This is a genomic window from Millisia brevis NBRC 105863 (genome assembly GCF_001552615.1).
Lineage (GTDB): Bacteria > Actinomycetota > Actinomycetes > Mycobacteriales > Mycobacteriaceae > Millisia > Millisia brevis.
The window spans coordinates 518,962-538,187 of sequence record NZ_BCRN01000001.1; the positions used below are offsets into that span (position 1 = coordinate 518,962).

The following is a 19,226-nucleotide window of genomic DNA, read 5'->3' on the forward strand; positions in this document are numbered from 1 at the left end:
CCGGCGAAATAGTCGCCGGCCGAGGCGGTTTCCCCGTTCGCGCCGCCCGGGTGGGCGCGCCGGCGCAGCTGCGGGAATAATCACCGCCGTGCCGCAGCGAACCGTATCCAGCAAGATCTCCCTCGAGGTCACCGAGACCGCCGACCTCGTCTTTTCCGTGGCGGTGGCCGCGACCAATGCGGTCGTCTCGGAATCGTTGTCGATTGTCGTGGGCGGCGTCGAACAGCAGGTCGAGGAGATCCCCGGGCCGGTGGGTACCCGGCTGCATCGGGTCCCGGCCGCGGCGGTCGGCTCGCTGCAGTTGACATACTCGGCCACGGTCGACGAGGCACCCGCCCCCTCTCCGGTCACCGAACTCGATTCGATCGAATTCCTGCGTCCCAGTCGGTACTGCGACTCCGATCGTCTGGCGTCGCTCTCGAATGCGCTCTTCGGGAGCTACGGCGGCGAGGAGTTGGTGCGGCGCACCACCCAGTGGGTCCTCGACAACATCACCTACGCGCCGGGCAGCACCGGCCCGGTCGACGGCGCGCTCGAGGCGTACCTGCATCGGCAGGGGGTCTGCCGGGACAGCTCGCACCTGCTGATCACCTTCCTGCGCGCCTGCGGACTACCCGCCCGGTTGGTGTCCTGCTACGCACCCGGCTTGGTGCCCATGGACTTCCACGCCCTGACCGAGGTGCTGCTCGACGGCGCCTGGTACGTCCTCGACGGCACCGGACTGGCGCCCCGACCGGCGCTGGTGCGCATCGCGACCGGCCGGGACGCGGCGGACTCGGCGTTCCTGACCGTGCAGAGCGGCCGGGCGGATATGGGCCTGATGGAGGTCAACGCCGTCGTCGACGGGACGCTTCCCGGGGACGACGGAATGTCGCTCGTGCAGGTGCGCTGACCGCTCAGGGGTCGGCGTCGACCGACTGCAGGATGATGTCGAGCTGGCCGGCGAATCGCTGATCCGCGGGCCGAAAGATCAACCGGCCCAGTTCGATTGCCAACGGATGGTCGGGGCCGATCGCGCGGTCGCGGGCGGCGATCGAGTAGCGTTCCGATCCGGATTGGGATCGTTCCTGTTCCTCGATGACGAAACCGGTGACGAATGCGTTCACCAGATCGAACATGTCGACGATCCGATCGAGCGGGATCCCGCGCGCGAGAAGTCGAGTCGGCCAGATCTCCTGATCCCGTAACGGTGTCGGGTCGACCAGGCGGGTCCCACTGAATGTGCGGGCTCCGTCGCGGTGGCGGAGGTAGTGCCCGCGCAGGTCGATCGCATAGCGGCGCAGCACCTCCCCGAACGTCAGATGCTCCGGTAGGGCCAGCAGGTCGGCGGTCACCCGAAGCGCGATCTCGGTGCCCATCAGATCGAGCAATTCCTGCTTGGACGACAGATGCCAGTACAGCGCGGGCGCCTTGACGTCGAGTCGCGTCGCCAATGCGCGCACCGTCAGTCCGTCGATGCCCACCTCGTCGAGCAGGTCGAAGGCCGCGTCGACGATCACCCGCTTGGTCAAGCCCGCCACCCTTGACACCTTAACACCGTTAAGCGCATCCTCGGAGGAGGCAATTTAACAACGTTAAGGAGATGCGATGAAGGCAGTACAAGTCGAGGGAAGGGACATTCCGCCGGTCGAGTCCGAGATCCCGGAGCCCCGGACGGGACCCGGATATCGGATCGTCGAATTGGTCGGTGCCGGCGTGCACGTCGTGGTGCGGTCGATCGCCTCCGGTCGGCATTACACCGCCGACGGGGTGTGGCCACTGGTCCCCGGCGTGGACGCCGTCGCCCGCACCGCGGACGGCTCCCTGATCTACACCGGTCGCGCCGGCGATCCCGGTGGCACGATGGCGCAGCGCTTCGCCGCTCCGGAGCGGTTCGCGATCCCGGTGCCGACCGGCGGAGATCCGTTGGCGGTCGCCGCGGGGGTCAATCCGGCGATGTCGTCCTGGATCCCGCTGGGCGAGCGCGTCGAGAACCTCGGGGACGTCGGACTCGGGACGGTGGTGGTCCTGGGAGCCACGGGGACCGCAGGGCGTATCGCGGTGGGAAATGCTGCCCTGCTCGGTGCCGACACGGTGGTCGCGGTGGGCCGCAACGGCGCCCGTCTCGACGCCCTGGCCGTGCCCGAGGGGACGAGACTGCGGATCGTACGGCTGACCGAGGAACCCGACACGGACGCCGCGGCCCTGGCCGACGCGATCGGCGACGTCCAGCCGACCACGGTGCTCGACTACGTGTGGGGGCCGACCGCCGAGGCGATGTTCGAAGCGCTCGGCAGGCGGCCGGTCGGCGACGGTGTCACCGAAACACGGTATATCGAGATCGGGTCGATGGGCGGCCCGAGCGCGGTCCTGCCCGCCGCCCTGTTGCGCAGCCGCCGGATCAGCGTGGTCGGCAGCGGGATCGGAAGCGCTTCTCCGGCAGCGTTGTTGCGACTGCTGCCCGATCTCGTGGAACGCATCGCGGACGGCAGTATCGCCGTCAGCTACGCGGCGTTCCCGATGGCCCGGGTCGAACAAGCCTGGGCGGCCGCACAATCCGATCCGGAGCGTCGAGTGGTGATCGTGCCGGACTGAGGTCAGTCGAGTTCTTCGGGCTCCGGCACCGACCCCGAGCCCTCGGCTTCGTCGCGGTCGGCCCATTCGAGCAGCTCGAACGGATCGAAGACCGCCTCGTCGATACCGGCGTGCAGGTCGCCCAGCCGCGCGAAGCGTTCCGGGATCGTGGCGAGGGTGAAGTCGGCCGGATGGCAGTCGGCCACCTCGTCCCAGGTCACCGGGGCCGAGGCCCGCGCATCCGGGGTACCGCGCAGCGAATAGGCGGCCGCGATCGTGTGGTCGCGGGCATTCTGATTGAAGTCGACGAAGACCTTGGCCGGATCGCGGTCCTTGCGCCACCAGGTCGTGGTCGCGTCCTGCGGGATGCGCCGCTCGACCTCGCGGGCGAACGCCAGCGCGGCGCGGCGCACGTCGGTGAAGCCGTGGGTCGGCGGGATGCGCACGTAGATGTGCATGCCGGAGCCCCCGGTGGTCTTCGGCCAGCCGACCGCACCGAGATCGTCGAGCACCTCGCGGGCGACGAGCGCCACCCGACGCACGGTATCGAAGTCGCAGGCCTCGCCCGGATCGAGGTCGATACGCCATTCGTCCGGGGCCTCGACGTTGGCCCGGCGGCTGTTCCACGGATGGAATTCGACCGTCGACATCTGTACCGCCCAGATCACCGAACCGAGCTCGGTGACACACAATTCGTCGGCGGTCCGGTGGTAGCGAGGGAAATAGATCCGAGCGGTCTGTACCCACTCCGGGGCGCCGCGCGGCAGCCGCTTCTGGTGCACCTTCTCCCCGGTGATCCCGGTGGGAAACCGGTGCAGCATGCACGGGCGCTCCCGCAGGGCACGCACGATGCCGTCGCCGACCGACAGGTAATAGTTGGCCACATCGAGCTTGGTGTAGCCGTGCTCGGGAAAGTAGACCCGATCCGGGCTGGACAGCCGGACCGTCCGGTCGCCGACGGCCAGCTCGGTCGCGGACGTCGTGGCCATGGTCACCCCCCTGCTGGTAGGTAGCACCGGTGAATCGGGCCGGCTCAGCGACGGGCGAGCACCTCGTCGACCCATTCCGGCACCAGCATGCCGGCCGGACCGCGCCGCGACTCCCCGAAGTTGTCGGATCCCTCACTGCGCTCGAGATTGATCTCCAACGTGCGCGCGCCGGTCGCACCGGCAAACGACACGAAGCCGGCCGCCGGATAGACCGCGCCCGAGGTGCCGATCGAGACGAACTCGTCGCACATCAACAGCGCGTGCTGGATGTACTCCATGTCGTACGGCACCTCGCCGAACCAGACGACGTCCGGGCGCAGGGTATGCCGACCGCAGACCGGGCACGGCGGATGTGGGGCGAGATCGCCGTCCCACGGGCTCTGTTGGCCGCAGCTGGTGCACAGCGCCGAGCGCAATTGGCCGTGCATGTGCACCACCGACTGCGATCCCGCCCGTTCGTGCAGATCGTCGATGTTCTGCGTGACGATCACCAGGCCGTCGTCGTAGGCCGCTTCCAACTGGGCGAGCGCGTAGTGCGCCGGATTGGGCTCCACGTCGGCCAGCAGCCGTCGTCGGGTGTCGTAGAAGCTCTGCACGAGATCGGGATTCGCGGCGAACGCCTCCGGGGTGGCGACGTCGGCGACCGCGTGGCCCTCCCACAGACCGCCGGCGTCCCGGAAGGTCGGCACCCCGCTCTCGGCGGAGATCCCCGCCCCGGTGAGTACGACGATCACGGCCGATCTCGCCGAGCGTCGACGGCCGCGAGCCGGTCGGATGTACGGATGCCGGTGGGTGCAGTTCCTGGGGACCTCATGGTTGCTTCATCGTGGCATGCTCGCCGCCGGCTCGAGCGGCGGGTGTCAACGCCGTTGAACCGCGACGACGGCGGCGGCCGCCGCGTAGAGGATCGCCCCGAAGACAAGCAGCGCGAACGCGCCCACGGCACCGACCAGTGCGGCCGCTCCGGCGATCGCAACGACGAAGATCGCGTTGAAGACGGTGTCCTGCAGCGAGAACAGTCGCCCGCGCAGGTCGTCGTCCGCGGTGAGCTGGACCGCCGCGTCGCCGCAGAGCTTGATGGACTGCCCGGCGAATCCGATCACCGCCGCCCCGACCGGAAGCACGTTCACTTCCAGTGGGGCGACCAGCAGCCCTTGTCCGACCGCGGCGATCGTCAGGGCGATCGGCAGACAGGCGGCGGCGCCGATCCGACGCAGCGCCGCCGGGATCACCACTGCGGCCGGCAACATCCCGGCGGCGGTCGCCCCGGCGATCACGCCGAATCCGGAGAGCCCGCCGAGGGCGAGCGATGCCGACTCCCGCAGATGCAGGACGACCGCCAAAGTGGTGATGCCGAAGACCGCGCGGTGGGTGCCGAGGGCGAGGAACGCCGTGCGCAGCGGCCGGGACCGCCGGATCTCGCCCATCGCGGCGAGCCCGCCGATCACCAACTCGCGCACCGTCTCTCGTGCCGCTCCGGCGGTCCCGGATCCGTTGGCTTCCGAGCCGCCGGCACCGACCGGTCCGCCCGTCGACGAGGTGGGACCGAGGGGTCCACCGGCGAGCGGTGTCCCGCCGAGCCGATCGGCGGGGAAGCCGGCCAGGATGGCCGCGGCCAGCAGCGGTGCGATCACCGCGGTCGCCACCACCTCCGCCGAACCGTCACCGATCCCCCACCACAGCGACAGCCCGACCGCCGCTCCGGCGCCGAGCGCGGTGACCCCCGCACCGATCGTGACCAGCGCCGCGTTGAAGGTCACTACCCGCTCGGGCGGCACCAGATTCGGCAGCGCCGCCGAGACGCCGGCCGCGGCGAAACGGGAGACCCCCGCCGTCATCAGGGCCACGACCAGCACCGAGGTCGTCGGGGCATCGGCCAACAGGGCCGCGGCGGCCACCGCGTAGAGCCCGGCCCGCAGCACGGTGGCGACCAGCAGAGCCCGCTTGCGCGGCCCCCGATCGAGGGTGGTGCCGATGAACGGACCGAGCACGGAGTACGGCAGCAGCAGCACCGCGAAGCCGACGGCGATCTCCAGCGGGCCGGCCGCGCGATGCGGGTCGAACAGGATCGCGCCGCCGAGTGCGGCCTGGAACATGCCGTCCCCGAACTGGCCGATCAGCTTCGCCCCGGCCAGCCGCGCGGGCAGTCCGCGGATCACGAGCGGTCGGCGATCGGCCGCGGCACCGACTCCCGACGGGCGCCCGCGGTGACGCTCGAATCACGTTCCGATATCGAATCGCGATCCAATCCCGACACTGTGTCGTATCCCGTGCGGCGCATCCGGTTCGACACATCCCGATTGTGCAACAGGACGGTCCCTCGGGCTCCGCACGGGGGGTACGGCGGTGCAATGATGATCGCGTGGGATACGCCGAGGAACCGGACTGGTACGCCGAGCCGTACGCGGCCCGAGCCGATGCGCGGGTGCTGCCGGGCAGCCTATTGGTCTCCTCGGTCGATCTGACCGAACCGGCCTTCCGCCGCACGGTCGTCTATGTCATTGAGCACAACAGCACCGGGACTCTCGGCGTCGTCCTCAATCGCCCGAGCGATATGCAGGTCCGCTCGGTCCTGCCCGCCTGGGGATCGCTGGCCGCCCGACCGGGCTCGCTGTTCATCGGCGGGCCGGTCAAACGCGACTCGGCGTTGTGTTTGGCGACGGTTCGGTACGGCCAATCCGCCGACGGGATCGAGGGCGTACGCCAGGTCAACGGTCGGGTGGTGATGATCGATTTGGACTCGAACCCGGAGGCGGTCGAGTCCCGCGTGGACGGCGTCCGGGTATTTGCCGGTTATGCCGGCTGGAGCCCCGGACAGCTCGCCGGCGAATTGGCGCGCGACGACTGGCTGGTTGTGCCGGCGCTGCCGTCCGACGTTCTGGGCCCGAGTCGCAGCGATCTGTGGGCTGCGGTTCTGCGTCGTCAACCGCTGCCCACCGCGATGCTCGCGACGCATCCGATCGAGGTCGAGCGCAACTGACCGCTTCGGCTGTTTCGTCCCACATCGGGTGTTAGCATCCGCCCGTAAGTGCGCCGGCCGGATGACATTTCGGTCAGATCCGTGGGGCGACATCCGAACAGTTAGGACGTTCATGAAGCGATCCATCCTGGCACGCAGCGCCCTCGCGGCGGTGGCGGCGGCAGGCATCGTCGCGGCCGCGGGATGCAGTAGCGATACCAACGACGCGGTCTCCCAGGCCACCGAGTCGGCCGCCGCGATCGTGTCGTCGGCCGCCGAGGCCGCCCAGTCCGCAGCCTCGAATGCGTCGGAGGCCGCGCAATCCGCGGCCACGAGCGCCTCGGAGGCCGCGCAGTCGGCCGCGTCCAATGCCTCCGAGGCCGCGCAGTCGGCCGCCTCGAATGCGTCGGAAGCCGCCGGTTCCGCCGTCGCCGATGCGAGCGCGGCGATCGGCGACACTATCGACGCCACCCTGCCGGACGGCACCCGGGCGCGGATCAGCACCGCCGCTTCGCAGCTCTACGAGCGGATCGGCGGCGCGAGCAGCTCGCTGGGCGCGGTCGAGGGATCGACCGAGCAGGTCGGGGACGGCACCGTCACCCCGTTCGAGGGCGGCAATATCTACACCTCGAGCGCCGGCTCGTTCGTCGTCCAGGGCGAGATCCTGCGCGTCTACGAGGAGAACGGCGGCCCGGAGGGCGCGCTGGGCTACCCGACCGCGGACGAGGCGACCATCGCCGACGGGTGGGAGTCGGCCTTCCAGAACGGCACGATCACCTGGACCGGCACCGACGGGAACTTCACCGCGAACGTCACCACCAACTGATCGTCACCGGACAACGAACCGCCCGTGGGGTGCGCCGGTCGCACTCCACGGGCGGTTTCGTGTGGGTGGGTCAGGCCTGTTCGGGGCGGGCGGGTTCGCAGGTCGACTGCAGGGCGCAGGATCCGCACGACCCCGAGCAACCGTCCGCCTCGGCGTCGTCGAGTTCCTTCTGCCGGCCGAGCGCCTCGGCCACCCGGACGCCGACCTGGCCGCCGGCGATGATCACGACCACCGCGGTCAGGATCGCGAGCGTGGTGAGCCCCCACGCGGTGGGCCCGCCGAAGGCGATCGCCGGGACCGCCGCGATCGCGAACAGGGCTGCTCCGCCGAGCAGGGCCGGGGCCGCCGCGCGGTTGGCGGCAGTGAAGATCTCCGGGGTGCGGAAGGTGGCGGGGGTGCGCACCCCCACCCACCGATTGGGTCGCAGCTTGCCCGTCACGGCCAGCATTCCGATAACCGCCACGACGGCGGCGACAACCAAGCAGACGGCGGCTACGACAGTCACCCGAATAGAATACGGAAGGCGATTCTCGGACCGAATACTCGCCTCGTAGATGCGGAAAGCCGCCGTCTACCCTGGATGGGTGACTCAGCAGGACGTTTCCCGGTCGGAGAGCCCCGCCCCGGCGAGTGGTGATACCGAGGCGCAGCCGACCCTCGGTACCGAGGCGCAGCCGACGCATCGGTACGACGCGGCGCTCGCTTCGCGTGTCGAGCAGCAGTGGCAGGCCTACTGGCGGGACAACGGCACCTTCTTCGCGCCGAACCCCGTCGGCGATCTCGCCGGTCCGACCGGCGACCGGAAGCTCTTCGTCCAGGACATGTTCCCGTACCCGTCCGGCGCCGGCCTGCACGTCGGCCACCCGCTCGGCTACATCGGCACCGACGTCTACGCCCGCTACCACCGGATGACCGGTGCGAGCGTCCTGCATGCGCTGGGCTACGACGCGTTCGGCCTGCCCGCCGAGCAGTACGCGGTGCAGACCGGTACGCATCCGCGGATCACCACCGAGGCGAATATCGCCAATATGCGCCGCCAGCTGGGTCGCCTCGGCCTGGGCCACGACGCGCGCCGCTCGTTTGCGACCACCGATGTCGACTACTACCGCTGGACGCAGTGGATCTTCCTGCAGATCTTCAACTCCTGGTACGACGTCGACGCCGACAAGGCGCGGCCGATCGCCGAGCTCGAGGCGCAGTTCGCCGCCGGCACCCGGCCGACCCCGGACGGGCGTGCCTGGGAGACGCTGACCGCGGGTGAACGCGCCGACATCGTCGACGACCACCGCCTGGTCTACCTGTCGAATTCGCTGGTCAACTGGTGCCCCGGGCTGGGCACCGTGCTGGCGAACGAGGAGGTCACCGCCGACGGGCGCAGCGAGCGCGGCAACTTCCCGGTCTTCCGCCGCAATCTGCCGCAGTGGATGATGCGGATCACCGCCTACGCCGACCGGCTGATCGACGACCTGGAATTCCTGGACTGGCCGGACAGCATCAAGCTCGCCCAGCGCAACTGGATCGGCCGCTCCCGCGGCGCCGAGGTCTCCTTCGCTGCCGGCGACGCGACGATCGACGTCTTCACCACCCGCCCGGACACCCTCTACGGCGCGACCTACATGGTGCTGGCGCCCGAGCACGAGTTGGTCGACGCGCTGACCGCATCGCAGTGGCCGGACGGGGTGGACTCCCGGTGGACCGGCGGGCACCCCGATCCGAAGACCGCGGTCGCCGCCTACCGCGCCGCGATCGCGGCGAAGTCCGACCTCGAGCGCCAGGAGAACAAGGAGAAGACCGGCGTCTTCACCGGCGCGTTCGCCCGCAATCCGGTCAACGGCGAGCAGGTACCGATCTTCATCGCCGACTACGTGCTGCTCGGCTACGGCACCGGCGCGATCATGGCGGTCCCGGCGCACGACCAGCGCGACTGGGAATTTGCCACCACCTTCGGGTTGCCGATCCGCCAGGTGGTCTCCGGTGGGCCGATCGACGAGCAGGCGTGGTCCGGCGACGGACCGCTGGTCAACTCCGGTGAGCTGGACGGCCTGGACGTGGCTGCGGCCAAGGACACGATCATTGCGCGACTGGAGTCCGAGGGTGCCGGGCGCGGTCGGGTGCAGTACAAGCTGCGCGACTGGCTCTTCGCGCGCCAGCGCTACTGGGGTGAGCCGTTCCCGGTGGTCTACGACGAGGACGGCCGCGCCCATGCGCTGCCGGAGTCGATGTTGCCGGTCGAGCTGCCGGAGGTCGAGGACTACAAGCCGGTGTCCTTCGACCCGGACGACGCCGATTCGCAGCCGTCTCCCCCGCTGAACAAGGCGACCGACTGGATCGAGGTCGAACTCGATCTGGGCGACGGGGTGAAGAAGTACCGGCGCGATGCGAACGTCATGCCCAACTGGGCGGGTAGCTCCTGGTACGAGCTGCGCTACGTCGACCCGCACAACTCCGAGGAGTTCTGCGACCCGGAGAACGAGCGATTCTGGATGGGCCCGCGGCCGCAGCTGCACGGTCCGAAGGATCCGGGCGGTGTCGACCTCTACGTCGGCGGCCAGGAGCATGCGGTGCTGCATCTGCTGTACTCGCGGTTCTGGCACAAGGTGCTCTTCGACCTCGGCTACGTCAGCTCCTACGAGCCGTACCGAAAGCTGTTCAACCAGGGCTACATTCAGGCCTACGCCTATACCGACGAGCGCGGTGTCTACGTGCCGGCCGAAGAGGTCGTCGAACGCGACGGCGGCTGGTATTTCGGCGATCAGCCGGTGAACCGTGAATACGGCAAAATGGGTAAGTCCCTGCGTAATTCGGTGACCCCGGACGAGATCTTCGACGATTACGGTGCCGACACCCTGCGCGTCTACGAGATGTCGATGGGGCCGTTGGACCAGTCGCGGGCGTGGTCGACCAAGGACGTCATCGGCATGTTCCGCTTCCTGCAACGGGTGTGGCGCCTGGTGGTCGACGAGCAGACCGGCGCTGTGCGGGTGATCGAGGACGAGCCGAGCGACGAGACGCGGGCGGTCCTGCACCGCACGATCGCCGGGGTGCACGAGGACTACGAGGCGCTGCGCACCAACACCGCGGTGGCCAAGCTGATCGAGCTGACCAACCATCTGACGAAGTTCTACCCGGACGGTGCGCCGCGCGAGGCGGTCGAGGGCGTGGTGCTGATGCTGGCGCCGGTCGCCCCGCACCTGACCGAGGACCTGTGGAACCGGTTGGGACACACCGACTCCCTGGCCCACGGCCCCTTCCCTGTCGCCGATGAGAGGTGGCTGGTCGAGGACACCGTCGAGTACCCGATTCAGGTCAACGGCAAGGTGCGCAGCCGCATCACCGTCGCCGCGGACGCCGCCCCGAAGCTGGTCGAGGCGGCAGCCCTGGCGGACGCCCGGATCGTGGAGCTGTTGGGCGGCAACGATCCTCGCAAGGTGATCGTGATCCCCGGTCGGATGGTCAACGTCGTTCTGTGACGGCAAGCCGGTTGGTCGGTAGCCGTGCGACCATTTCCGGGTGCGTATTTCTCGGTCTCGATCGCCTTTGCGAATAGTAGTTTCATTGGTGGTCCCGGTCTTGGTCGCGGTGGGCTGCAGCGCGGTTTCCGACCCGCAGGAATCCGGTCCTACGTCGCAGTCGCCGAATGTATCGACCACCTCGGCTGCGACCACCGGTGTGCACATCGACGCAGCGGATTACTCCTTGACCGTCACTCCGGAACAGGGTGCTCGGGACCATCTGCCACAGGTGTCCGAGGTTCCCGCGCCGCCGGCTCCCGATCAGGACTACCTCGAATTCGTCCCGCGGGCGGTGGAGATCGAGTACCAAGATGGATCGCAGCCGGACCGTCCCTTGGCACTGCGATTCGACATGAGCGCCGATCCCGACTTTGCCGCGACCGGGGAATTGGTGCCGGCGGTCGTCGCGGTGTCCGACGATATCGGCGAGCCCGAGATCCTGCGCTCGCAGTGGGATCCGGATACCCGCATCCTGACCGCCACGACGTCCCACCTCAGTACCTTTGTGCCGAGTCTGATCGACCCGATGAAGGTTCTGCGCCGCGCCTGGACGGCTACTTTGGGGTTCCTCGAGCAAGCGTATCCGCGGCCGGACTGCGTCGGTGAGGCGGCGACGGTCGGTACGATCACCTATACCCTCGATCCTCCTTCCGTTCCGGCAACATGGCCCTGCATACGATCCGACAACGGTGCCATCGTTATCGACCTTCACTCGAACTCGCCGAACGGGTACCGGGTGTCCTCGACTCCGAATGCTGCCGAGCAGGTCGCGCAGTCGGAGGGCAGCGTTGCCGGAGCTATGGACACCGTGCTCTACGAGAACGTCTTTACCAGCGCCGACGGAAGCGGGACCTACCTGACTCCCGGGGGCACGACCACGTTGACCTACGATCCGAAGCGGCCACCACAACGTGTGACGCTGGGTATCGACGCCGGAATGAACCTGATTCGTTCCGGAATCGTCGGACTGCAGGTTCTCAATCCGACGTCGAAGCTCCTCGACATACCCGGTGTCGTCACTTGTGTGCACACGTTGGCGGAGCAGTCGCAATACCGGGACGACCCGACCGGGGCGGCGTACGGGAACCTGAGCGCCGGGCTGGCGGAGTGCATCGACGTGGCAAGCCAGAACCTGAGCCTGAAGCCCGAGACCCCGCAAGAGGTCGCGAATGCCTCGACGGTCGCGTTGATATCCCTCGTCCCCGACCTCCTGTCCAACCTCTTCGCGAATATCCGTGGCGGGGCTTCCGGGTTGACAGGCGAGAGCGTCCAAACTCTCGAGATCCGCACTAGCCAGGACAGTCCGGTCGACAGTGCCGGGGCGATGCTCGAGTTATCCGTGTTGCGCACAGCCAGCGGTTTCGGATACCCCACCGGGCCCAATAGTTTTCGAGTGTCCGACACTTCCAAGCACGACGGACGGTATTACGCGGACATCAACTTCGAGTGGACGATCAATAGGCCCGCAGGCAGTGATCTCGGCTATTGCCGCGGCCACGTGCAAATTGTTAACGGTGCGGGGGCGGAAATAGCGCAGTGGGATGAGGCGGACTTCAACGCCTGCCACGGTGGCGGCGGATGGAGCACGAACACGGAGATCTCCGATGCCGGCACCTACACGGTCAATGCCCAAGTAGAGATGGAGCGTGGCCCGACATTGACAGGGAGCCAACAATTTACGGTCGACTACTGACCGAGGCTTCGAAAATGTCGGCAAGGCAGGTGAGAGGCGGGAAAAAGCCGCACTTCCCGACAACGCCGAGGTCGATGAAGATCCGTTCGAAGGCTCGGAACAGGTCGGCCGAGCCGTACAGCACCTGTTCGGCGGCTCCGTTCGGTTGGGCGCCGGCGACGCCGGCCCCCACGAGACTTGTGGAGGTTACCGTCCCGACTCCGATGAGGGCAGCGGCCGCTATGCCGGCGACTCGTTGCTTCGTGTGTACGCGCATGTCGTCGTCCTTTCTCGGTCGATTCCGAGTCGACCGGACTGATGGGGAGTACCTACCGGCAGACGCTCGAGAACACAGGACAGCCTGGGGTGGTGATGCCGAGAAGGACACCGATCGCGTCCACGACGGACAGGCCCATCTCGAACGATCCGCGCTCCAGGTTCGCCGAGCCGGTGAGGAGCCGAGATGTGCCATCGTTGAGGATCTCTGCAGATCCCGTCGGTTGTGCGCCGGCGACTCCGGCTCCAGCGAGGCCGATAGAGGTCACCGTTCCGACGCCGACGAGGGCGGCCGCCGCTATGCCGGCGACTCGTTGCTTCGTGTGCACGCGCATCCTGTCATCCTTTCGTAGCCGGCTCCGGGACGTCGTTCTCGAAGCCCGATGCGCACACTACATACCGACTGCTCCATTTCTTGGTCTCATAGTTCCGCAAGACGCCAATGCCGCGGTAGCAGGGCGCCATCGAAGATGTCGGGAGATTCACCGACTCCGGTTGTGCTACTGAGTGTTTCCCGGATCACTTGTCGCTTCCGACCATGCTGCTATCCGGGTCCGAGATGGAGCGCTTCCGCGCGTTCACGGCGGTTGAGCTGCCGGCGCCATCGGCGATTCCTCGGGGTGGTGGTAGCTGTTCGTGCGGGGTCTACGGTTCGGGTCGAGGTGATGCGGCGGTGTCCAACGGGTGCGTCCGCCGGGGCTTTTCGTGGTTCGCCACCGGTGGGGGCCTCGCCCGGCGAGTTGATGATGGGTGGGGCAGACCAGGGTGAGGTTGGTGATGTCGGTGGTGCCGCCGTCGGCCCATTCGCGCAGGTGGTGGACGTCGGACATGGAGGCGGGCATCGAGCAGCCGGGGAAGGTGCAGCCGCGGTCGGTCGCGCACAGGAGTAGTCGTTGGTCGGCGGTGGCGAGTCGTTTCGCTCGGCCGAGGTAGAGCGGGCGGCCGTCGTGGTCGTCGAAGATCGCCAGGTAGTGCCGGGAGTGTCCGGCCATGGTGATCAGGTCGCGGATCGGCAGGAGTGATCCGCCGGCGGTCGTGGCTACACCGGTGTGTTCCTGCAGGTCCCGAATGGTGGCGGTGGCGATGATCGTCACGGGGACGCCGCGGTGGGATCCGAGCCGGCCGGAGGCCAAAGCCTCCCGGCAGAGTGCGGCGAAGGCGTCGTGGCAGCGTTGCGTCGGGGTTCGTCGGTCCCTCCGCGCGGCGTCCGGATCAGGGACACCGTTGAGCGTCGACGCCGTGTCGTCGGGGTTGCACATGCCGGGTGCGGCGAGTTTCGCGAAGATCGTTTCGAGGTAGGCGCCGACTTCGGGGGTGACGCAGAACGATCCGGTGCGCATCTTGTCCACACCCTGTGCGCCCATCCGGAAGGAGCGTTTGCGGGCCCGGTCCTGTTCGGTGAATTCCCCATCGGGGTTGAGGTGTGCGGCGATGCGTTTCGCATTCGCTTTCACCTCATCTGGCCGCATGGTCAGCGACAGGGTCGCGAGGTGTTTCTCGGCGTTGTCGCGTTGCTGGTGGTCCACGGCGGCGGGTAGGTGGTGGAAGAACTCGCGGATCACGGTGACGTGCTCGCGCCCGATCAGGCCGCGTTGTTCGGCTGCGGCGGTGTGCTCCAACACCGGTGGCAGGTCTTCGCCGGTGAACGACAGCCGTGGTGTGAGGTCGGCGGTGTGGTCGAGTCGGTGCCCGACTTGCCCGGGTGTCAGGCGTAGCCGGTTGGCGATCACCGTCTTGATGCGTTCGCCACCGAACGCTTCGGGTCCGGCTTCGGCGAGCCGGGCCAAGGGGAGACATTGGGCGGCGAAGGCGAGACGGGTGAGCTTTTCGTACCGGTCGACCAGGTGCAGCCACTCGTGTTCGGTGATCCGGTCGAGCGATCCGGAGGCGAGCACGCCGAGGCAGCGTTCGATGGTGTCGAACTCCTCGTCGATCTCCCCGATATCCATGGCCCGAACGATAGTCGACACCACCGACAGGTTTCGTCGAGTGACCGCGTGCGGCAACGCAATTCGATGAGCTGGCTCGGATTGTCGCGAAGATGTCAATCACGTTATCCACAGTTCCACCCGAGAATCCGGGTTATCAACAGGAGAACATGGGGTTGCACGGGTCAGCCCTGATCGTCGAGTCGGCCCACTTACGCCCCACACGGAAGGACCGCACGAACCGCACGACGACAGCGCTCACGATTCATGGTGTAAGGCAGGGCTGTCGGCGACCTTCAGCCAGATGACTCCGCCGATGATCACCGCGAGCCAGAACGCTCGAAGTGGTCCGAGCGTCTCGTCGAAGAAGATCGGACCCAGCAGTGCTGCGCCGACCGCCCCGATACCCGCCCAGACCGCATATCCGATGCCGACATCGATCGCCTTCAGGGCCACGCTGAGGGCATAGAGGGTGAGTAGGAAGAAGATGATCGCGGACAACGACCAGCCGAGGACGGTGAAGCCCCGGCTGCCGTTGACGCTGAGGGCATAGCCGATCTCGAACAGTCCCGCGAGTACGAGCACCAGCCAGGGCCCGGTCTTCGATGCAGGGGATGTCGAGTTGTCGATGATGGGGTCCGTCTCGCCGTTGGTCATGATGAGCGTCCTTCCGTCCCGAATTGTGACGCGGTTTGATTTCCGACGGAGGTGCTCAGGCCGCACCGCTGAGCTGCAAACCGACAACGGCACCGATCACGATTGCGATACCGAGGGCCTTCCTCCAGTCCAGGCGCTGGCCGAGGAAGAGGGCACCGACGATGACGATGCCAACCCCGGCGATGCTGGTCCAGAGGGCATATCCGACACCGACATCGAAGGTGAGCAGGGCCAGACTCAGGAAGAATGTCGCGATAGCTCCGCTGATCAACGTCGCGATCGTCCATCCGAAGTTGGTGAAGCCGGCGGCCTTGCCGGCGGAGATCCCAACGGCAATTTCACAGATCACGGCGATCGCGAGGTAGAGCCAACTCATGGTGGTTCCTTTCGGTGCGCGATTGGTGCTCGGGTGGGTTCGAACCCCGATCGGAGGTGCAGCGGTGGGTAACCATGACGCCTCTACGTGCATGTGCATGCAGTATCGATGTCGTGGGTAGAGGCTCGAACGGCGTGGTCGCCCGTCAGATCGAGTCGATCAGTGCGGTCAGGATTCGTCTGATATCTACGTCTTCGCCACCCGGTTGCGGGCCGTCCGCGGCGATCAGAAGTTCGTGCGCCTTGGAGGAATATGCTTCCCGGATTCTGTCCACCGTCTCGAGACCGGCATCGGTGATGACCGCGTATACACCTCGACCGTCATCCGGACACGTGTCCCGGAAGGCCAGCCCCTTGTCCTCCATGCGGCCGACCAGGCGGGTACAGGAACTCTGATTCAGTCCGACTCGCGTCGCCAGGTCGTTGATGCGCAGCTCGCGTTTCGGTGTGCGACTCAACAGCATTGCGGCACGAAACTCGGTCATGCCGATCCCGTACGTGCTCTGCATCCACTTGCTCAGACCGCTTTCCACGGCCGCCACCGCGGCCACCGCCCGGGACCAGGTGTCTCCGATACTGTCGGCGTGGGCCGAGGGTTCGGAAACCAGATCCATGTGCATGCATATAAAACTACCGCGACGGCCCACTCTTTGGGAACCCCGTACGTGGGTCACCTCGGGGAAGCGTCGCCCGCCTCAGTAGTACACGCAGATCGGTACGGGGCTCGGACAATCCGGTACGCCGAGTGCGGCGAAGAAGGCCCGAAGGGGATCGGGATATCTCGGGGCGATCGGCCCGCGGGGAATGATGATCGACGACCCGCTCGGCTGCGCCGCCGCACTGCCGACGCCCGGAAGGACGACTGTCGCCAGCCCGATCAGCATGACGACGACGATGCGCACAACGTGATTCCGAGCGCTCATATCTCGTTCCTCCTGCTGCGACGTTGGTTCCGGCGTCACCTCAGTCGGGCACACAGATGCCTTCGAATCGCGGGCACGGAGGTACGCCGAACGCGCGGAGCAAGGCCCGGAAACCGGCGCCCAGCACGTCAACGGAGCCTTCCGACAACGTCCCCTCCGGTACCGCGAAGGCCGAACCGGTCGTCTGGGCGCCGGAGACGCCCGCGCCGGCGAGGCCGGACGCGACGATCGTGGCGAGTCCAATTCCCCCTGCCGCGATCATCGCAACTACCCGCTGTCGAATGCCCATGCGCCCTACCTCCGTCGGTGAGAGGTTGTAACTTCCGCTCGACTGTGCGGATCAGGCTACTGCTCGGTCTGTCCGGTGCCGGCCGATCGATCGGCGCAGGTGAGCCGTCCTACGTGATGTGCCCACCGGCGTTGCGGACGATCGACCCCATCACCGACGGAAATCCGCGAGCGATCGATGCGCCGATCAGGCGTCCCCAGATCCCGGCCAGCGGACCCTCGAAGACCAGCCGATGGGTCATCGCGTACCCGGTGTCGTCTATGGGCGTCAGTTCGTGCTCGAAGGACATCGTCGCCCCCGGAAAGGACGAGCGGAAGTCGAGCGCGGAGGGTTGGTCGGCGCGGGTCACCGTCAGCGCCGAGCGGGGTCCGCGGCGGGGCTGGGCCCACCCACTCACGCCCGCTGCCGCCGGCACTTCGAGGAAGGCCGCGCGGGTATCGGGATCATCCTGCGGCCAGAGATCCGGAGTGGACCATCGGTGCCAAATGGCATCCGGATCAGCGGAGATGTTCAGTTTTGTCTCGGACTGCCAGATGGACATGGCTCCAAGAGTAGGCTCGCCATCCGACAAGGCATCGAGGTTTCGGAACGGCTATCGACCGCCCGCGGATGAAGCCATCCATCAACTCGGACATATCTCGCGGCGTCGGTTGAGCAGGTACATCCGCGCCGGTTCCGACGTACACAGCGCGATCGCTCGATCGAGGGCATCGAGCGCCTCGTCGACGCGCCCGGCTTGCACGAGCGCCTCCGCCCGTACGGCGTACCAGGGCTGATAGTCGGTCTCGGCCCCTGCCACGGCATCGAGCAGGACCAGTGCGGCGTCGCCACCGCTGGTGCGCAGAACCACGCCCGCCAGCGCGACCCGGCTGCCGATGGTCGGCGCCACCCGCAGGAGGGCCCGGTGCAATGTCTCGAGCGCACCCCAGTCGACACGTCCGGTCCGCCGCCGATCGGTGTGTACCGCCTGGATGGCGGCCTCGAGCTGGAAGCGCCCCGGCGCCGCCGCAACCGCCCGACGCAAGGCATCTTCGCCGCGGGCGATCGACGATGAATCCCAATCGTCCGGGTCCTGTTGATCCAGTGGAAGATACGGCGCCCCGGCGGGCCGCTCCCGCGACCGGGAGAGCGTGATCAGCGCGAGCAGGCTCCATGCCTCCGGCTCGTCAACCAACAAATGTGCGAGCACTCCGGCCAGATACTCCGCCTCGCCGCCGAGCGCGCGCACCGCCGGATCGTCGGACCCGGCGGCCAGAGTGAAACAGCCGTACACGGCATCCAATACCGCCGCCAGACGCTCCGGCACCGCGGAACGATCCGGCACCACAAAGGGCACCCGCAACTGCTTGATCCGCCTCTTCGCCCGCACCAACCGCTGCGCCATTGCCGCCGGCGACACCACGTACAGTCGGGCGAGGTCGACGGCTTCGAAACCGAGCACCATCTGCAGCATCAACGGCGCGCGCGCCGCCGCGTCGATCGCCGGATGCGCACAGGCGAACAACAATTCGAGGCGCCGATCCGGGATCGCCTCGGGATCATCGTCGACAAACGCCACGGCGCTCACCTCCTGCGCATCGTCGAGCGGGCGGCTGGTCCGGTGGGCGGCGGACTTCCACCCGTCCTTGAGCCGATTGCGTGCCACCGCGAGCAGCCACCCCTCCGGGCTGTCGGGCACCCCGGTATCGGGCCAGGTCCGCAGGGCGCGCTCGAACGCATCGGCCAGCGCGTCCTCGGCGGCGGCGAGGTCGCCCGCCTGTGCCGCGAGCACGGCGACGAGGCGACCATAGGACGCGCGGGCGGTACGTATCGCGGCCGCCCGCGCCTGCGGTGCGTAATCGATGGGTACATCCGAGCCGCCGGTGCGACCGGGACTGGCGGCGGTCATCCGTTCGGCTGCCACACACCCTCGACGGTGTGGACCGCGCCCGGCCGGATCTCGACCGCACCGTTCCACTCCAGGGCGGGGACCTCGCCGGCCCAGCGAATCGCCTCGTCCAGGTCGGCGACATCGACGACGAAGGTCCCGCCGAGCTGTTCCTTGGTATCGGCGAACGGGCCGTCCTGAATCTGCAGCGAGCCGTCCTTCTTGCGCAGGGTGGTCGTCATGTCCGAGAACTGCAACACCTCGGCCGACAACAGAACCCCCGCCTGCTGCAGGGTCGCGGCGTACGCGGACATGGCGGCCTGCCCCTGCGCGGCGACCTCGGGTGTCAGTTCACCCTCGGCCGGTTCGCCGTAGTGCAGCAAGAATGTGTAGCGCATGA

Annotated in this window: 21 protein-coding genes; 6 read left to right on the top strand and 15 right to left on the bottom strand. The window is 67.7% G+C overall.

Annotation, left to right across the window (positions count from 1 at the left end; genetic code table 11):
* Positions 1-88: 88 nt before the first annotated feature.
* The gene (locus MB1_RS02335) at positions 89-892 is read left to right on the top strand and encodes a transglutaminase-like domain-containing protein (protein WP_066903221.1); all 804 of its coding nucleotides are present in this window, start codon (positions 89-91) and stop codon (positions 890-892) included.
* A 4-nt stretch (positions 893-896) separates the two neighbouring features.
* Here the strand turns inward: MB1_RS02335 and MB1_RS02340 are convergent, their stop codons facing one another.
* Positions 897-1,520, bottom strand: coding sequence for a TetR/AcrR family transcriptional regulator C-terminal domain-containing protein (locus tag MB1_RS02340; protein ID WP_245649988.1), 624 nt, complete (start codon positions 1,518-1,520; stop codon positions 897-899).
* 67 nt (positions 1,521-1,587) lie between these two features.
* On the opposite strand from MB1_RS02340, the gene MB1_RS02345 reads away from it, so the two are divergent.
* Positions 1,588-2,574, top strand: coding sequence for a zinc-binding alcohol dehydrogenase family protein (locus tag MB1_RS02345; protein ID WP_066903223.1), 987 nt, complete (start codon positions 1,588-1,590; stop codon positions 2,572-2,574).
* 2 nt (positions 2,575-2,576) lie between these two features.
* Here the strand turns inward: MB1_RS02345 and ligD are convergent, their stop codons facing one another.
* The 3 genes from ligD to MB1_RS02360 all read right to left on the bottom strand — a co-directional run bounded on the left by ligD (position 2,577) and on the right by MB1_RS02360 (position 5,701).
* Entirely contained in the window at positions 2,577-3,542 is a 966-nt protein-coding gene (gene ligD, locus MB1_RS02350) for a non-homologous end-joining DNA ligase (protein WP_066903224.1), read from the bottom strand.
* A gap of 44 nt (positions 3,543-3,586) precedes the next feature.
* Entirely contained in the window at positions 3,587-4,276 is a 690-nt protein-coding gene (locus tag MB1_RS02355) for an NAD-dependent deacylase (protein WP_245649989.1), read from the bottom strand.
* Between the two features lie 126 nt (positions 4,277-4,402).
* Positions 4,403-5,701 carry an MFS transporter gene (locus tag MB1_RS02360; protein ID WP_066903226.1) on the bottom strand — a complete coding sequence of 433 codons (1,299 nt, stop codon included), beginning with the start codon at positions 5,699-5,701 and terminating at the stop codon, positions 4,403-4,405.
* Between the two features lie 203 nt (positions 5,702-5,904).
* On the opposite strand from MB1_RS02360, the gene MB1_RS02365 reads away from it, so the two are divergent.
* Together MB1_RS02365 and MB1_RS02370 are read left to right on the top strand one after the other, a co-directional pair.
* Positions 5,905-6,522 carry a YqgE/AlgH family protein gene (locus MB1_RS02365; RefSeq protein ID WP_066903228.1) on the top strand — a complete coding sequence of 206 codons (618 nt, stop codon included), beginning with the start codon at positions 5,905-5,907 and terminating at the stop codon, positions 6,520-6,522.
* A 112-nt stretch (positions 6,523-6,634) separates the two neighbouring features.
* A complete protein-coding gene (locus MB1_RS02370; RefSeq protein WP_066903230.1) occupies positions 6,635-7,327 on the top strand; it encodes an LGFP repeat-containing protein in 693 nt (230 codons plus the stop codon).
* Between the two features lie 70 nt (positions 7,328-7,397).
* On the opposite strand, the gene MB1_RS02375 is transcribed toward MB1_RS02370, so the two are convergent.
* A complete protein-coding gene (locus MB1_RS02375) occupies positions 7,398-7,832 on the bottom strand; it encodes an SdpI family protein (protein WP_157083858.1) in 435 nt (144 codons plus the stop codon).
* A 79-nt stretch (positions 7,833-7,911) separates the two neighbouring features.
* Between MB1_RS02375 and leuS the strand changes: the two genes are divergently transcribed.
* On the top strand, positions 7,912-10,797 hold the full coding sequence (gene leuS, locus MB1_RS02380; protein ID WP_245649990.1) for a leucine--tRNA ligase: 2,886 nt from the start codon (positions 7,912-7,914) through the stop codon (positions 10,795-10,797).
* Positions 10,798-10,882: 85 nt separating this feature from the next.
* Complete coding sequence (locus MB1_RS02385; RefSeq protein ID WP_157083859.1) at positions 10,883-12,532, top strand: hypothetical protein; 1,650 nt, start codon at positions 10,883-10,885, stop codon at positions 12,530-12,532.
* On the opposite strand, the gene MB1_RS02390 is transcribed toward MB1_RS02385, so the two are convergent.
* The 10 genes from MB1_RS02390 to MB1_RS02440 all read right to left on the bottom strand — a co-directional run bounded on the left by MB1_RS02390 (position 12,516) and on the right by MB1_RS02440 (position 19,224).
* Positions 12,516-12,788, bottom strand: coding sequence for a hypothetical protein (locus tag MB1_RS02390; RefSeq protein WP_157083860.1), 273 nt, complete (start codon positions 12,786-12,788; stop codon positions 12,516-12,518). The two genes, MB1_RS02385 and MB1_RS02390, sit on opposite strands and share 17 nt — an antisense overlap.
* 52 nt (positions 12,789-12,840) lie before the next feature.
* Positions 12,841-13,122, bottom strand: a complete 282-nt coding sequence (locus MB1_RS02395) for a hypothetical protein (protein WP_066903243.1) — start codon at positions 13,120-13,122, stop codon at positions 12,841-12,843.
* Between the two features lie 243 nt (positions 13,123-13,365).
* Positions 13,366-14,736, bottom strand: coding sequence for an HNH endonuclease signature motif containing protein (locus MB1_RS02400; protein WP_066903245.1), 1,371 nt, complete (start codon positions 14,734-14,736; stop codon positions 13,366-13,368).
* 237 nt (positions 14,737-14,973) lie between these two features.
* Positions 14,974-15,372 carry a DMT family transporter gene (locus MB1_RS02405; protein ID WP_066903246.1) on the bottom strand — a complete coding sequence of 133 codons (399 nt, stop codon included), beginning with the start codon at positions 15,370-15,372 and terminating at the stop codon, positions 14,974-14,976.
* A gap of 55 nt (positions 15,373-15,427) precedes the next feature.
* Positions 15,428-15,748 (bottom strand): DMT family transporter, encoded by a 321-nt coding sequence (locus MB1_RS02410; RefSeq protein WP_066903248.1) that lies wholly within the window; start codon positions 15,746-15,748, stop codon positions 15,428-15,430.
* 145 nt (positions 15,749-15,893) lie between these two features.
* On the bottom strand, positions 15,894-16,367 hold the full coding sequence (locus MB1_RS02415; protein ID WP_218000162.1) for a MarR family winged helix-turn-helix transcriptional regulator: 474 nt from the start codon (positions 16,365-16,367) through the stop codon (positions 15,894-15,896).
* 75 nt (positions 16,368-16,442) lie between these two features.
* Positions 16,443-16,670 (bottom strand): hypothetical protein, encoded by a 228-nt coding sequence (locus MB1_RS02420; RefSeq protein ID WP_157083861.1) that lies wholly within the window; start codon positions 16,668-16,670, stop codon positions 16,443-16,445.
* Positions 16,671-17,068: 398 nt separating this feature from the next.
* Complete coding sequence (locus MB1_RS02430; protein WP_066903256.1) at positions 17,069-17,500, bottom strand: SRPBCC family protein; 432 nt, start codon at positions 17,498-17,500, stop codon at positions 17,069-17,071.
* A gap of 81 nt (positions 17,501-17,581) precedes the next feature.
* Entirely contained in the window at positions 17,582-18,847 is a 1,266-nt protein-coding gene (locus tag MB1_RS02435) for an RNA polymerase sigma factor (protein WP_084350660.1), read from the bottom strand.
* A complete protein-coding gene (locus MB1_RS02440) occupies positions 18,844-19,224 on the bottom strand; it encodes a YciI family protein (RefSeq protein ID WP_066903517.1) in 381 nt (126 codons plus the stop codon). The genes MB1_RS02435 and MB1_RS02440 overlap by 4 nt, the downstream gene beginning before the upstream one ends.
* Positions 19,225-19,226: the final 2 nt, after the last annotated feature.